General features: G+C 53.1%; 14 protein-coding genes. 9 read left to right on the forward strand and 5 right to left on the reverse strand.

The genetic code is table 11. From position 1 onward, the window contains the following. Nucleotides 1-577 precede the first annotated feature (577 nt). The 3 genes from IEW11_RS01780 to IEW11_RS01790 form a co-directional block, all read right to left on the reverse strand. On the reverse strand, nt 578-2,494 hold the full coding sequence (locus IEW11_RS01780) for a glycosyl hydrolase family 18 protein (RefSeq protein WP_229724906.1): 1,917 nt from the start codon (nt 2,492-2,494) through the stop codon (nt 578-580). A gap of 124 nt (nt 2,495-2,618) precedes the next feature. After that, nucleotides 2,619-2,900 carry a YxcD family protein gene (locus tag IEW11_RS01785; protein ID WP_188528431.1) on the reverse strand — a complete coding sequence of 94 codons (282 nt, stop codon included), beginning with the start codon at nt 2,898-2,900 and terminating at the stop codon, nt 2,619-2,621. A gap of 3 nt (nt 2,901-2,903) precedes the next feature. Continuing rightward, the gene (locus tag IEW11_RS01790) at nt 2,904-3,326 is read right to left on the reverse strand and encodes a hypothetical protein (protein WP_188528433.1); all 423 of its coding nucleotides are present in this window, start codon (nt 3,324-3,326) and stop codon (nt 2,904-2,906) included. A gap of 112 nt (nt 3,327-3,438) precedes the next feature. Between IEW11_RS01790 and IEW11_RS01795 the strand changes: the two genes are divergently transcribed. After that, nucleotides 3,439-3,981, forward strand: coding sequence for a DUF309 domain-containing protein (locus tag IEW11_RS01795; protein WP_188528435.1), 543 nt, complete (start codon nt 3,439-3,441; stop codon nt 3,979-3,981). 57 nt (nt 3,982-4,038) lie between these two features. Here the strand turns inward: IEW11_RS01795 and IEW11_RS01800 are convergent, their stop codons facing one another. Together IEW11_RS01800 and IEW11_RS01805 are read right to left on the reverse strand one after the other, a co-directional pair. Next, entirely contained in the window at nt 4,039-4,629 is a 591-nt protein-coding gene (locus IEW11_RS01800) for a beta-class carbonic anhydrase (protein WP_188528437.1), read from the reverse strand. A 39-nt stretch (nt 4,630-4,668) separates the two neighbouring features. Beyond that, entirely contained in the window at nt 4,669-4,995 is a 327-nt protein-coding gene (locus tag IEW11_RS01805) for an iron-sulfur cluster biosynthesis family protein (protein ID WP_188528439.1), read from the reverse strand. Between the two features lie 98 nt (nt 4,996-5,093). Between IEW11_RS01805 and IEW11_RS01810 the strand changes: the two genes are divergently transcribed. The 8 genes from IEW11_RS01810 (at nt 5,094) to mutS (ending at nt 15,657) form a co-directional block, all read left to right on the forward strand. Beyond that, entirely contained in the window at nt 5,094-6,608 is a 1,515-nt protein-coding gene (locus tag IEW11_RS01810) for a carboxypeptidase M32 (RefSeq protein ID WP_373289284.1), read from the forward strand. A 106-nt stretch (nt 6,609-6,714) separates the two neighbouring features. After that, nucleotides 6,715-7,716 carry an ABC transporter substrate-binding protein gene (locus IEW11_RS01815; protein WP_188528441.1) on the forward strand — a complete coding sequence of 334 codons (1,002 nt, stop codon included), beginning with the start codon at nt 6,715-6,717 and terminating at the stop codon, nt 7,714-7,716. Nucleotides 7,717-7,763: 47 nt separating this feature from the next. Next, complete coding sequence (locus tag IEW11_RS01820; RefSeq protein WP_188528443.1) at nt 7,764-8,552, forward strand: ABC transporter ATP-binding protein; 789 nt, start codon at nt 7,764-7,766, stop codon at nt 8,550-8,552. Then, nucleotides 8,545-9,441 carry an ABC transporter permease gene (locus tag IEW11_RS01825; protein WP_188528445.1) on the forward strand — a complete coding sequence of 299 codons (897 nt, stop codon included), beginning with the start codon at nt 8,545-8,547 and terminating at the stop codon, nt 9,439-9,441. Before IEW11_RS01820 ends, IEW11_RS01825 begins: the two co-directional genes overlap by 8 nt. A 32-nt stretch (nt 9,442-9,473) precedes the next feature. Next, nucleotides 9,474-10,430 carry an aromatic acid exporter family protein gene (locus tag IEW11_RS01830; RefSeq protein WP_188528447.1) on the forward strand — a complete coding sequence of 319 codons (957 nt, stop codon included), beginning with the start codon at nt 9,474-9,476 and terminating at the stop codon, nt 10,428-10,430. 112 nt (nt 10,431-10,542) lie between these two features. After that, nucleotides 10,543-11,109 (forward strand): outer spore coat protein CotE, encoded by a 567-nt coding sequence (locus tag IEW11_RS01835; RefSeq protein WP_188528449.1) that lies wholly within the window; start codon nt 10,543-10,545, stop codon nt 11,107-11,109. A gap of 147 nt (nt 11,110-11,256) precedes the next feature. Then, the gene (locus IEW11_RS01840) at nt 11,257-12,828 is read left to right on the forward strand and encodes a putative amidoligase domain-containing protein (protein WP_188528451.1); all 1,572 of its coding nucleotides are present in this window, start codon (nt 11,257-11,259) and stop codon (nt 12,826-12,828) included. Nucleotides 12,829-12,957: 129 nt separating this feature from the next. Further along, the gene (gene mutS, locus IEW11_RS01845; RefSeq protein WP_188528453.1) at nt 12,958-15,657 is read left to right on the forward strand and encodes a DNA mismatch repair protein MutS; all 2,700 of its coding nucleotides are present in this window, start codon (nt 12,958-12,960) and stop codon (nt 15,655-15,657) included. Nucleotides 15,658-15,667 lie beyond the last annotated feature (10 nt).

Consider the following 15,667-nt stretch of genomic DNA (forward strand, 5'->3'; position numbering starts at 1 on the left):
GTTTAAGTATGTCATCTTAGTGTCTCCCATTGCATAAATATTAAATATATCCTCCTTGGGAGAGGAGAAGCCGGACTGGAGAGCCATCCTATCAAAGGAGGCGAATCGAATGAGTAGATTAGAACTCATCGCTTTGCTAACGCTCATCGTAATGATCGTTGAGCTGGCAATCTAGAAAGGTGCCGTCATAATGTTCCGGAAAGAGGAGGCGCTCGTTAGAGCTGCGCTCCTTCTTTTTGTTTTTATCAGCTCGAGAAAAATGCGGACACCTAATCGCTATATCCCTTGCAGATATAAAAATCACTACGGTTTTCGTTTACGGTAAAATATAAACGGGGTCAACTTATAAATTACTCTTTATCTCATCGAACCGCGGTTAGGAACGTAATTCGGTCTAATTGTAATCGTCAAATTATCGATTTAAGATGCTTTCGTCCACAGTGATTGGAGGGAAAACGACGGCATATGTGTGCAAAAACTTTAGCTGTCAAGCATTTTTTCCGGTGACGGATGTTAGGTCACTCCTCAATCAATTAAAATAAAAGGGTTGTTCCACTACGCTGGAACAACCCTTTGTTTATTTTTCCCGCAGCATCATGGTCCATATATCCGATTGCTCATACCCGAGCCGCCAGGCGGCGATGCCGGCCAGATCGTATTTTTTTGTGATGTCGATGCGGGCTTTTACCGTGGTCGCTGTCTCTGCCCAGAACAGATACGTATAACCGTCCTTGCGGTATGTGTATTTCGTCTGCCCAAACTCCGGATCGAACGACGAGGTTACTTGTTCCGATGCGAGCAGGGCAGGGATATCCTTCATCAGCAGTGTCCGGTTTCCAACCAGTTTGCCGGAGGCGTCCAGTTTCCATTCCCGGACATAGAACGGTACGCCGAGCATCAGCTTGCTTCTCGGAATGCCATAAGAGAGAAATTCCTGCACGCCTTCCTCTGTCCACTTCAGGCCGGCCACAGAGCCGGGGGAGATGCTGCCCGTCCAGTGCTGGTCATAAGCCATAATGATGATATAGTCGACGATGCCTGCAAGCTTCTCATGATCATACGCCGTGAGATGATTCCATGCCAGGCTGCCGCGCGGCAGATCAATAGACACCGACAATCCTTCCTTATGCGCCGCGGCGGTTAGCTTGCGCACGAATGACGTATACAAGTCCCGGTCGGCGCCGGCAATGGATTCAAAGTCCAGATTAATACCGTTGGCCCGAAGCGCAGTAAGGCGGCTGACCAGCTGCTTGATAAACGCTGCCTGTGCTTTATTGTTACGGAGAAACGCGCTTGTCAGCTTGGGATCAAATTGATTGTGTACAAGCGGCACCAGCTGGATGCCCAGATTCCGAAGCGTTTGCGCCAGTGCAGGATCGGATGTGTCGGTCAACGTTCCTTCTGCGTCTGCAAGCTCAAACCAGGTCGGTGAGTCGATATCCAGACCCTGCGTATTGGCGAGCTGATTCATGATCGTGCTCGTTCTGGACGAACCGTTCCAGCCCAAGTACAGCAGCTTCTTTCCATTGTTCCATAGTACCCGGCCGTCGCTGTTCATGACCGAGCTGTTCGCATACTTGGAAGCAAGCGTTACAGCTGATGAACGGCTGTGGACCGATCGCAACACTTTATCGCCTTGTTTGACCTGGTAATAGGGTTTGTTCGTCCACCATACGTTATTGTCACGTACAATCTCGGCATTGGCAAAACCTTTCGCATAATGAACCGCTTGCTCCAAACCGAAGAACGCTTTAATCTCCCGTCCGTTTTGCAGGATCCGGTATGGCGGAATGTTCGAATGCACGATTTGGGAAGAGTGCGTATTCACCACTTCGCTGTTGGCTTTCTCCGAAGCTGCTGTGATCGCGTCGTACAAGAAGCTGTATTTGTCACCGGTGGAGATATTGTCAATAAAAATTTCATACACGGGATCTGAGGCTCTTTGCGATTTTTTCTGGGATACGGTCAGGTTATCCCACACCCATTGATTGGAGGCGGTGTCCATAACATGTACGTTTTTCCATCGCTTCGCTTCTTTCTTTGCTTCTTCAAGGGCAGCAAATCCCCACTGGGGAGTGGTCTTATCGCCTTGGTATAATTGATAATTGGTATGATTGCTGTAGACCCAGCCCGGTTTTTCCACATCGCGGATATGGACGTTTTTCAGTGTTTTAGCCTTTCTTACTGCTTCCTCGTAGGATTGGAACTCCCAGGCGCTGCGGCTCATGCCGTTCTGATACAATTTGTACTTGGGGAAGTTGTCCCATACCCAGATCCGGCCTGCAATCTTTTCGACATGGCTGTAAGCGAATTGCTTGGCATAGTTCACCGCTTGCTGTTGTGTGGCAAATTCCCGTAATGCTTTGTCGTTCTGATACACGCGGAATTTGGTCATCCGGGCATCGTTGACCGCTGCTGCGGCCGACACCGCAGATAGCCCTGCTTGTAAAACAAGAAGTAAAGCGAGTGCCAGTATCCATCTTTTTCCCATCATTATTGTCTATCACTCTCCATTAATTGAATCTAGTAGTTAGACGCGCTTAATAGAGAAGTGGTTGCGAAGGAAATAAAAACCTGCTGACAATAAATTGTCAGCAGGTTGGCCTTATTACCCTGAATTATTCTGTTATATCCGCCCAAAAATCTTCATCGTCTAATCCGAGCTTGATCTGGGAACGGAAGATCCTGCGCTGGTATTGCTTGAACATATATTGTTCGATCGCCTCGAGCAGATTCGCTTCCACTAAATACTGGCTTCGTTCATGAACCCAAACCTCGGCCGTAAAACCGTATTGTTCATCCCATGCAAGTTCAGCCTCTACAGCTGTAAGAGCTACACTTTTGCGGTCTGCGATATGCAGACAGATGGCATTAATAATTTCATCGGTGTAGATACGCATGAATTAGTACGGTCTCCGGTTATCGTCAACCCGTTTGCGGTTGCGGAAGTATTGGATAATTCCACGAATCGCTACGAAGAGCAGGAAGATCGCCAAGACATTCACGAGCAGTCCGAGGAATTCGCCCATAAAGCCCATGCCGCCGAACAATCCGCCGAACAGCATGCCTGCGAGTCCGCCGATCATCAAGCCTTTCATCAGTCCGCCGCCGCTAAAAAAGCCGCCGCCACGGTTGGCTGCCGAACCTGCAGTTGCTCCAGGCTGTTGGGATTGCGTCCCCTGATCGCTTCTTTGTACATTGTTATCGGCTGGTTTTTTCGGTGTTTGCGTGAACCCCGATCGCCCTGATCTTCTGGCATCTGCATCCGGTGCTACATAAGCCAGGAACAGAGTAAACGCCATCACGAGCAGCAACATCTTTTTCATTGATTTCTTCTCCTCCTGAAAATTAAGTTATCCTATAACATTGCCATCCAATTCATTTACGTCTAATATGAACAAAGGTTTCATTTTTTAATCGAAAAGGAGGAAAAAGTTCTTGATCGACTACCCGGAACCGTATTTGGACTATTTGATTGAATTTCATGTGACCCGAGATTATTTTGAATGCCATGAAATACTGGAGGAATATTGGAAAGAACAGGGTCCTCAAGACCCGCTATCGCATACATGGGTTGGCTTGATTCAAATCGCAGTAGGGCAGTATCACCATCGGAGACGCAATGTTCAAGGAGCGTTGAAAATGTTCAGTCAAGCGCTGAATCGGTTGAAACTGGATCATCTGGAGCTGCTTGGATTGGATGGATCGGCGCTGATCGGGATTGTGGCGGAGAAACGCCGGCAGCTGGAGGAAGAAGGGGCTGGAGCGGCAGCTTTCTCGGATTTCAATCTGCCGATCCGGGATGCGTCACTGCTCGGGAAGTGTTTTGCGAAGGGCGAACAGATTCAGGCAGCCTGGGGAATGCCCAGCCGGCTTGAGGAAGCGAAGCTGATTCACCGTCATACTTTGCGTGACCGATCAGATGTGATAGCAGCACGTCTGGCGGCGGCAGCAGCGAGAAAGGGGCACAGCAATCGATAGTTGTATCTATGCTGATGCCTTTCTTCTGTCTGTGCAGAAATGCTGCTGGCAATTTTTTTATTCGGCGGATTGTCCTCTAGTATCCAAGCTCTTATACCCGTCGACGGTCAGATCCAGCTTTCCGGTTTCCGGATTGATGATAAGTCCGTGTACGGGCACCTCCGCCGGCAGAAGCGGATGGTTGCTGATGATCTTTACGCTGTTCTCGACGCTTTCCTTCACATTGTCAAAGCCGGTCAGCCAGCGCATCAGGTTCACGCCTGAGTTTTTAAGCGTCTTGATGGTCACATCCGGAATGCCTCTTTCAGCCATATGGCCAATGACATTTTCCGGATTGATGCCGGTCATGCCGCAGTCATGGTGGCCGATCACCGCTACCTCGTTTGCATTCAGTTCATATACCGCCACCAAAATACTGCGCATAATATTGCCGAATGGCTGCGTAACGATCGCGCCTGCGTTTTTAATGATTTTGGCATCGCCGTTGCGAAGATTCAGGGCCTTTGGCAGCAGCTCCGTTAGCCGGGTATCCATACAGGTAACGATGACCAGACGTTTCTCCGGAAATTTATCGGTCCGATACTGCTCGTAAGTTCGATTTTCAACAAAGCTCTGATTATATTCCAAAATTTCGCTTAATCTACTCATTTTACACTCCACCTTTTGCGGTTGTTATATTGCCATGATTTATACAGCTTGCTTAATAAAACGCAGATGATTGGTATAAATTTGGTTGTCGCTTTTCAAAATGAACGATCCGCGGTCCGCACTGTAATCGACTTTGAGCTGGGGCTCAAAGAAAATCTCGTGCCGGGGCTCATACCAGAACGAAAAAGGCGTCCCCTGGCCTAACTTGTCATCCGGTCCGGATTGCTTGATCAACTGCAGGGCGGGAACGCCGCTCATAACACAGCCGCAGCCTTCGGTATCGTATAACAGCTTAAGCTGACTGTCTTCCTGATTCAAATACGGGGAGAGCTCAGCAATGGCAGCATCTGTAAAAGTTATGTTCATATCAGCTGCTCCTTTCAAGGTTGATTAATGTTGATTATACGTTTTGCAAAAAGTATGATCAAGTAGTAGTCATTTTTAAGGTGAGAGGTGGTAGTCCCGTGACAATCGGTGAAGAACAAGCACTGCAGCAATTTCGTGAGCTGGACCGGAAGATAAAAAGCTACGGGGAAGCGCTTGGTGTCCTCTATTGGGATCTGCGGACCGGTGCGCCCCGCAAAGGAATGGAAAGCCGTTCAGAAGCGATCGGCATCTTGTCCTCGGAGATGTTCCGTCTGACAACATCGGATGAGATGGGAGAGCTGCTGGACCGTCTTGGCGAGCGGTCTGTCTCCGATAATCTGGATGAAATCAGCCGCAAGCTGGTCAAAGAAAGTAAAAAAGAATATGACAGAAGCAAAAAAATTCCGCCCAAGCTGAATCAGGAATATGTTGTGCTGACTTCGCAAGCGGAATCCTACTGGGAGGAAGCGAAAGAGAATAACGATTTTGCGGGGTTCCAGCCCTACCTGGAGAAGATCATCGACTATACTCAGCAATTTATCGATCTGTGGGGGGTTCAAGGCACTCGTTACGATACGCTGCTGGACAGCTATGAGCCGGACATGACAACGGAGCAGCTTGATCAGGTGTTCGGCGGATTGCGCGAGAAGCTTGTTCCGTTAGCATCGGCAATTGCCGGTTCAAGCTATCAGCCGGATACGTCATTCCTGAGGCAAACATTCCCCAAAGACAAACAGAAGGATTTCAGCCTGTTTATTCTGCAGCAAATGGGCTATGATTTTCAGGCTGGGAGGCTCGACGAGAGCGTGCATCCGTTTGCGACCGGTTTGAATCCGGGGGATGTGCGGATTACGACGCGGTATTTGCCGGAAGATGTTACGAGCGCTTTGTTCGGAACGATTCATGAGGGCGGCCATGCGCTGTACGAGCAAAACATTATGAGCGAGCTGATCGGCACCACGCTTTGCGACGGCACCTCGATGGGTATTCATGAGTCGCAGTCCCGCTTCTGGGAGAATGTGATAGGACGCAGCAGACCGTTCTGGGAACGGTATTTCGGTGATCTGAAGGAGCGATTCCCTGGCCAGCTTGATGTGCCGGTTGAAGATTTTTACCGTGCCACCAATGTCGTGCAACCTTCCCTCATTCGCATCGAAGCGGATGAACTGACGTACAATCTACATATTATTATCCGCTATGAGATCGAGAAGATGATCTTCAATGAAGGAGCGAAGGCGGGCGATCTGCCGGAAATCTGGAATGCGAAATATAAGGAGTATCTGGACATCACGCCAACCAGCTACAGCGACGGCGTGCTGCAGGATGTGCATTGGTCAGGAGGGGCATTCGGTTACTTTCCGTCGTACTCTCTGGGCAACATGTATGCCGCTCAGTTTACGGATACGATGGAGCGGGAGCTGCCGGATATGTGGTCCCTTGTCGGTAAAGGGGACCTGCTGCCAATCAAGGAATGGCTGACCGATAAGGTCTACAAGTACGGAAAGCTGCAGACGCCGGCACAGCTTATTCAGCGCGTTACCGGCAAGCCGCTTGATCCTTCGTACTTGGTCCGTTATCTGGAAACGAAGTATAAGGATATCTATAAGCTTTAAACTAGGAGACGGTCCAAGCGGGGCCGTCTTTTCATTTTTCACCAACGGCTTCTCCTGCGCATAGGCTATTACACAACATCGGATTATTCGGAGGGGTGAGTATGCCATGCGTGTAAGAATCATCGCAGCAATCGTAGCGATCGTGCTGATTATTGTGGTTGTACTGGGTTCATGCGCGAAAGGATCAGGAGGAGGCGCCGTTAAGATTACCATCGGCGAGGTGACAAGATCACTGTTTTATGCGCCGGAGTATGTTGCGGTAAGCCAAGGGTTTTTCGAGGAAGAAGGGCTGGACGTTGAGCTGACGACGACGTTTGGCGGCGATAAGACGATGACCGCATTGCTCTCCGGCAGCATCAATGTCGCATTGGTCGGTTCGGAGACTTCGATTTATGTGGCGCAGCAGGGCGCGAATGATCCGGTTATCAACTTTGCCCAATTGACGCAGACCGACGGCACATTTCTTGTCTCCAGAGAAGCGGTTGACAATTTTGAGTGGGATACGCTGAAGGAAAGCACCTTCCTGGGGCAGCGCAAAGGCGGAATGCCGCAAATGGCGGGGGAGTTTACGCTCAAGAAGCACGGCATCGATCCCCATAACGATCTGGAGATGATCCAGAACATCGAGTTCGCCAATATCCCGGCAGCCTTCGCTTCCGGTACGGGCGATTATGTACAGCTGTTCGAGCCTCAGGCTTCGATCTTCGAGAAGGAAGGCAGGGGGCATGTTATCGCTTCCTTCGGCGTTGAAAGCGGACATCTGCCATATACGGTGTTTATGGCGAAGCAAAGCTTCATCAAGGATAACAAAGAGGCGATCCAAAAGTTCACGAACGCCTTGCACAAAGCGCAGCAATGGGTGGAAGACAGCAGCCCGGAGCAGATTGCCGACGCTGTGCTGCCGTTCTTTGAGGATACGGACCGGGAAATTGCGATTATGGTGATTGAACGGTATAAGAATCAAGGTTCCTATGCTGCGGATCCGATTGTGGATGAGGAAGAGTGGAACAATCTGCTGGATGTGATGGAATCAGCAGGTGAATTGCAGCAGCGTGTTGAGCACGCGGAGCTCGTCGACAACTCTTTTGCCGAACAAGCGATGAAATAAAAAATGAGACAACGGCTGCCCCAACGAACAGTAAAGGAGGGAGAGCCATGAAGCCGATGCTGGAGCTTAAAAATGTATCCCATGTGTATGTGAATGAGAAAGAAGCATCACTAGCGATAGATTCCTTGGAGCTCGCCGTGCTGCCGGGCGAGTTCGTCAGCTTGGTCGGACCGAGCGGCTGCGGCAAAACAACGATCCTCAGTCTGCTTGCCGGGTTGTTCCCGCCGGCGCAAGGCGAGGTGCTGTATGCAGGGCAGCCTGTGTCGGGTCCATCGAACAAGCTTGGTTATATGCTGCAGCAGGATTATTTATTTCCCTGGCGGACGATCCGCGACAATGCGTTAATCGGGCTTGAGATTATGGGACGAAAGACACCGCAGGCCTGCCGTGCCGTCGATGATCTGTTAGACGAAATGGGATTGGCCGGTACTGCGGACCGCTACCCGCACGAGCTGTCGGGCGGTATGCGGCAGCGTGTCGCGCTCGTGCGGACATTGGCTTCCGATCCGGAAGTGCTGCTGCTTGATGAGCCCTTCTCGGCACTGGATATGCATATCAAATTACAGCTGGAGGATTTGGTGCAGCGAACGCTGCGCCGGCTGAACAAAACCGCCATTCTCGTCACGCATGATCTGGCAGAGGCGGCGGCAATGAGCGACCGGGTCATCCTGCTTGGAAGGCGTCCCGGCCGGATTCGCCAGATCTTCGACATTCCGCTTGATATCCGGCGGCTCCTGCCGACGGAGGCCCGCAGAGATCCGGGCTTTCAGGATATCTTCGATTCGATATGGGAAGAGCTTGAGGCGGAAGATGGAAAGGAGGGGGCCGATGTCTAATCGCAACGAAAGTTGCCGCAGCGACCAGCCGAATCCAACTCCAGCTCATATCGGCTCTGAGGGCGCGAGGCTTCAGCAGACACAGGGCTGGATTACCCAGCTGCACCTTCGTTTCCGCAAAAAGGCAAAACAGCAAACGGTCTATGTCCGGCTGACTCAGCTGCTGATTTTTTGTCTGTTTATTTCCTGGTGGGAGCTTGCCGGCCGGCTCGGATGGATTGATGTGCTGCTGTTCAGTTATCCCGGCAAGATCGCCAGCCATCTCGCGAATGCGCTCATGGACGGTTCATTGCCGCCGCATATCGGCGTAACGGTGATGGAGACGGTGTCCGGATTTTTGCTGGGCACGCTGCTCGGCACTTCAATCGCGGCCTTATTATGGTGGTACCCTTTTGTGTCGCGTGTCCTGGATCCCTATCTGGTTGTGCTTAACAGCATGCCCAAGGTAGCGCTCGGCCCAATCTTTATCGTCGGGCTCGGGCCTGGGTTTATGTCCATCGTAGCGACGACGCTTTCGATCACTGTCATTATAACAACACTCGTTATATACAACCGGTTTCGCGAGGTGGACGGCAATTACGTCAAAGTGGTCCGATTGTTTGGTGCTACGCGCAGCCAGATATTTCTTAACGTTATTTTGCCGGCTTCGTTCCCGGTCATTATCTCGACTTTAAAAGTGAATGTCGGGCTGGCCTGGGTCGGTGTGATCGTCGGGGAGTTCCTCGTGGCGAAGGCGGGTCTGGGCTACCTGATTATTTATGGCTTCCAGGTGTTTAATTTCACCCTTGTCTTATCCAGTCTGGTTGTGATAGCCATTGTGGCCGCGATCATGTACCAGCTTGTCGCGATGCTCGAAGAATGGTTGACGTCAGGCTGGAAAGAGCGGTAGGATAGGTGAAAAACCGTTGTGAGGTCGTTTAAATGGGAATACGTGTCATAAAAACAGCGGTTGCCGGCCTGGCCGCCATCTATACCGCTACCTATCTTGGTCTTGAGCCGGCGTTGTCGGCGGGGCTGCTTGCGATCCTCGGCGTCGAAGTGACCCGGATGAAAGGCATTAAAGGTGCCTTTGCCCGGTTCATGGCTTCGGTGCTGGGGTTATTTTTCGCTTCCATGATATTTACGTTGCTTGGGTTTGAAATCTGGGCCTTATCCATCTTTATCCTGATTGCTTTTCCAATCCTGGCGCGCATGCAGCTGCAAGGCGGTATCGTAACGAGCTCCGTTATCGTGTTCCATGTATTTCAAAGCAAGGAAGTGACGACGGCGTTAATCGGGAATGAAATTATGCTCCTTGTCACCGGCCTTGGCTGGGCTACGATTATTAACATGTTGTATATGCCTAAGGAAGAGAAGAACCTGGCCGAGCTGCGCCGGGATACCGAGCAGAAGTTCAGCGCCATCTTTGCGCACATGAGCAGTACGCTGCGTGATCCGGCGCATCTATGGCATGGCGAGGAACTGCTGCAGGTGTATGATACGATAGAGCTGGGGCTGAAGCGGTCGGAAGTGTACGAAGAGAACCGGATGTGGCGTTATGAAACGTATTGGCGGATTTATTTTGAGATGCGCAGCGAGCAGCTGGAATCGATCCAGCAGATGCTTGTCCATCTCGCATTGGCCTATGAGAAGGTGCCGCAAGGCGAACTGCTCTCGGAGGTTCTTACTCATTTATCCGAAGAAGTGAAGTCCGATGTCTATGAAGGAAAGGTAGAGCGGGAGCTGGAGGACCTTGAAGAGCGTTTCCGCGCCATGCCTTTGCCGGCTACCCGCGATGAATTCGAGGTGCGCGCCGCACTGCTGCAGCTTAGCCGTGAGCTGGAGCGCTATTTATCGATTGCCAAACGGTGGAAAAAACGAAAAAAAGCCCAAGACTGAACTCTTGGCAGCTATTCTACAATCGATAGAAAAAAAATACAAGAAATAGTCACTCCGGGCGAATGTCCTGCATACACTTTAATTGAATGATTGTATGGAGGAGGTTAAATCAATGGCAATTGCAGATAAACAGCTTCAGTGCAGAGAAATTATAACGAAAGCTGTCTGCGGCAAGGGTCGTAAGTTTTCTACGGTTTCTCATACCGTAACGCCGCCTCATCAACCGACGAGCATCTTGGGTGCATGGATAATCAACCACCAGTATGAAGCGGTTCGATCGAGCGACGGCATTGAGGTAATCGGTACTTACGATATCAATATCTGGTATTCCTACGACAGAAACTCGCAAACAGACGTAGCGAAAGAGACGGTATCCTATGTAGAGAATGTGCCGCTTTCTTACTTGGATTCCAAACATCGGTCCTCCACGGAAGAAGTGTCCGCTGAGTCAACACAGGAGCCGAACTGCATCGAGGCGAACATTTCCTCTAACGGATCATCCGTCGTGATTCGGGTTGAGCGTGAATACGCGGTGGAGATGATTGCCGAGACGAAGGTTTGCGTTGCAGTATGCCCGGGCGGCTGCGATGATCTGGATGGCAAGGATTTTGAGTACGGCTTGGGTGATGACGGCGATTACGAAGATCTGGATCCGGAGCTGTTGGACGACGAGCTGTAATCCGGACCCGTCTTTGATGATCTAGTCTAATAGTCTAATGTATGCAATACCAGTCACACGGTCGAGGGCGGAAGCCCTCTTTTTTTTCGAAATTGTAAAAATTATTAAACGGCGGTAGCGGCTGCGATCGATCGGGGAGGGGGCAGGATGCCGGGAGCGGTATGGGTGTGGAACGGTGCGGCTTGGCATGCGGTACGGGAGAAAGACGCCGGGCAGAACCGGTTGTCGGTTGGCAGGAGCGGGCTCGGCAGCGGTCAACCGGATGACAAGATATGGATGAGGGTCAATCGGCAGCTATACAGTATGAACGATCAAGGCGATCGGCTTATCCCCGGGATACTGGACGCGGGGATCAATTGGCCGGCTCCTGAAGGAAGAACCGGCGCACATGCGCAGAAAAAGGATCCTTATAAAGCTTTTGGCGGCACTTGGATACTAAACGATCATGTGCCGGATTATTTGCTGTTGTCTGATGAGGAACGACACCGCAAGCTGACTCGGGCAGGGATAGCGATCCACAGCAGTGCTGAAAATCCGGGAAGGCTGTTCCGGGTGCCGGTTTTTCATCTTGAAGCGTTAGCCGTTGAGCGCATTCGCCGCCGCGTGGGCTTGGAGGGACGGCAAATGGTAGCCGGAGCGCCGGGCGGCAGTCCAGGCACTGGGGGTAAGGGGTCGGTGCCGGAGAGCTGGACGGAAGCCGACCCGCTCTACCGCCGGATCACGCGGACGGCAGTGCGGGCGCTGTATACGCTCGGCCTCGATATCGGCGAAGTTGAGGTGTGCGTGGACGACGCGGGGCGTACCGCCGTGCGCCGCGTGGAGCTGCCGCCGCCGCCGGATCTGGCGGGCGGCGGGGTGTGGTCCGCGGCGCTGCAGCGGTTCGCCGCGGACTATGACGCGGCGCGCGGGGCTGCCCGCGCCGCGGAGCCGGGTCCGCTCCGGATTGGAGCGGACCCGGAGTTCGTCCTGCTGCGCGAGGACGGACGGGTCGCTTCTGCCGCGCGGTACCTGGACCCGCGCGGCGAAGCCGGCTGCGACGCCGTGCCCGTCGGGCGGCGTCTGCTTTACCCGGTGGCCGAGCTGCGTCCGGCCCCCGCGGACGGCCCGGCCGCCCTCGCGGCAGCGCTGCAGCAGCTGCTGCGGCGGGCGGCCGGGCGCATCGGCGAGCCTGGCTTGCGCTGGCTCGCCGGCGGCATGCCCGTGCCGGGGCTGGCGCTCGGCGGGCATATCCATCTGAGCGGCGTATGGCTGTCCAGCCGTCTGCTGCGCACGCTGGACAGCTGCGTCGCCTTCCCGCTCGCATTGGTGGAAGATCCCGCCGGCTTGGCGCGGCGTCCCCGTTACGGCTGGCTTGGCGATTTTCGCCGCAAGCCTCATGGCGGCTTCGAATACCGTACGCCGCCGAGCTGGCTTGTCTCGCCAGCAGCCGCCAGAGCGGCCTTTGCGCTGGCGATGCTGGCCGCCCATGAAACATGGACGCTGGGAGCGCGGTATGGCGATCTTCCTTCTGAACAAGAGGAACTTGTCCAAGCCTATTATGCCGGCGATAAGGCGGCGCTCTATCGCGGCATGGAGCCTTTCATGAACCGGCTGGCGGCGACCCCTTCCTACCGGACGTTAGCGCAATGGATCGAACCTCTGTTTGATGCCATCGGCCATGGCCGGACATGGGATGAGCAACTCGATATCCGCCATAAATGGCGCATACCGGTCACGTAGCTGACTCTGGCGTACCCATCCACTTCCAAACGCTGAGCCGTTCCACGGGACGGCTTTTTTCTGGTATAATGATTTTCTGATGTTTATTCACGTTATGACGGTTCAATAATTCGTGACAGGAGGGGCTCCATGGCAACTTATACCCCGATGATTCAACAATATCTCGCCATTAAGGAAGAAGCGAAGGATGCATTTTTGTTTTTCCGGTTAGGCGATTTTTATGAAATGTTTTTTGATGATGCCATCCTGGCGTCCCGTGAATTAGAAATTACGCTGACCGGGCGTGAAGGCGGCTCGGATGCGAAGATCCCGATGTGCGGCGTGCCGTACCACTCCGCCGAGGGTTACATATCCAGGTTAATTGATAAAGGCTACAAAGTTGCGGTCTGTGAGCAGGTGGAGGATCCATCTGCAGCCAAAGGCGTCGTGCGCCGTGAAATTGTGCGGGTCATCACGCCGGGTACGGTGATGGAGACCAAATCGCTTGAAGGTAAGGCCAACAATTTCATCACCTCCGTAGCGTCGATGAATGACGCCTTTGCGCTGGCGGCTTGCGATTTGTCCACGGGCGAGTTCTACGTCACTTCATTCCCGCCATCTCTCGAGCTGCTGATCGATGAGCTCAATGTGTATCACCCGGCGGAGATCGTAGGGGACGGCGAGCTGCTGGACACGTTGAAGCTTCAGGTCTCGGCCTGGAGCCGTCCGGTGCTGTTTACGGAACGGGAGCCTATGGATTCGGGCAGGCTTGAGGCGCAGTTTACCGCGCAGGAGCTGGCCGCTTTATCTCCTGTGAGGCTGAGAGCGGTCGGCCTGCTGACCGGTTATCTGGACGATACACAGAAGCGCTCGCTCAGCCACGTGAGGCGCATCCGGCCGTATGAGCCGAGCCAGTATATGATTCTGGACCAGTTCACAAGGCGTAACCTGGAGCTGACCGAAACAGTGCAGGACCGCAGCAAAAAAGGCTCGCTGCTGTGGTTGCTCGACAAGACGCAGACCGCGATGGGCGCGCGCCTGCTGCGCCGATGGATCGACAAGCCGCTGCTCAGCCGCGGCGCGATCGAAGAACGTCTGGAAGCGGTGGACAAGCTGTATAACGATCTGATGCTCAGAGACGATCTGCGCACAGAGCTGAAGCAGATCTACGATCTGGAACGGTTGGTCGGGCGCGTAGCGTTCGGCAGTGCGAATGCGCGTGATCTGAATGCGCTGAAGGTTTCGCTGCAGCATGTGCCCGCGCTGACGGAGCGCTGCGCATCCTCTTCCTCCGGCACGTTGGGCCGACTTGTCGACCGTCTCGATCATTGCGCCGATCTCGCTGACATGATCGATACCGTGCTGTTAGATGACGCACCTGTATCGGTTCGTGAAGGAGGGCTGATCCGTTCCGGTTATGACCCGTATCTCGACAAGCTTCGCGAAGCAAGCACCAACGGCAAGAAGTGGCTGGCCGAGCTGGAACGCCAGGAACGGGAAGCGACAGGCATCAAAACGTTAAAAATCGGGTACAACAAAGTGTTCGGTTATTATCTGGAGGTCACCAAGGCGAACCTGGCTCAGCTGCCGGAAGGGCGGTATGAGCGCAAGCAAACGCTCGCCAATGCGGAACGGTTCGTAACGCCGGAGCTGAAGGAAAAGGAACGGTTGATTCTTGAAGCCGAGGACAAAATGGTCGATTTGGAATATCAGCGCTTTATCGAGCTGCGGGACCATTTAACAACCCATCTGCACCGGCTGCAACGGCTGGCTGAGGTGATCGCGGCGATCGATGTTTATCAATCGCTGGCTACAGTGAGTGCGGAGCAGCGTTACAGCCGTCCTGTCATAACAGAGGATTTCGATCTGCGGATTACGGAAGGAAGGCATCCGGTCGTCGAAGCTGTCATGGACGGCATTCCGTTTATTTCGAACGGCACTGCGCTGACGAAAGACGATGCGCCGATGATGCTGATTACCGGCCCGAACATGGCTGGTAAGAGCACCTACATGCGGCAGGTGGCGCTGATCTGCATTATGGCGCAAATCGGCTGCTTCATTCCGGCAAAATCGGCAACGATCTCGCTCATTGACCGCATTTTCACGCGAATTGGGGCAGCAGACGACCTCATCGGCGGACAAAGCACGTTCATGGTGGAGATGAAGGATATTCAGGTAATGACCGAAAAAGCGACATCGCAGAGCCTGGTCATTATCGACGAGCTGGGCCGGGGCACGTCAACAGGCGAGGGGATGGCCATCGCCCAAGCGGTGATCGAGTATGTACACCATGATATCGGCTGTAAAGCGCTCGTATCCACCCATTTTCATGAGCTGGCCCATCTTGAGGTTTCGCTTCCCGGACTATCGAATGTTTGCATGGCTGTGCAGGAGAGCGGAGATAAGGTGACTTTTCTGCGCAAGCTGATTCCAGGAGCCGCCAGTACCAGCTATGGGATCTACTGCGCGCAATTGGCCGGCCTGCCAAGCAGCATTATTGACCGGGCGTATGATTTGCTGCAGGCTTCCGGCGCAGCGCCCGAGACCGGACAGGTGCGGGAAGCGATGGATGTGTATCCGTCCTCTCCAGAGAAGAAGGCCACCCGGGAGGCGGCCGGCTCGAACGATATGGCAGAAGTTCGGGAGTTGCAGCATGAAGCGGCTGCCGCGAATGAAATCGTGCAGTTATCCATCTTTGAACCGTTCGTGCAGCACGAGCAGGGCAAATCTAAAAAAACGGCAAAGGCCGAACAGCTTGCCGACCAGTTGAAGAAGCTCGATCTATTCAACATGACACCGCTGCAGGCAATGCAATGGTTAAATGATATGAAGCTTAAGTTATCGGATTAAGGGGGTGAGG

Origin of the sequence: Paenibacillus abyssi, from assembly GCF_014640295.1 — a bacterium.
Lineage (GTDB): Bacteria > Bacillota > Bacilli > Paenibacillales > Paenibacillaceae > Paenibacillus_D > Paenibacillus_D abyssi.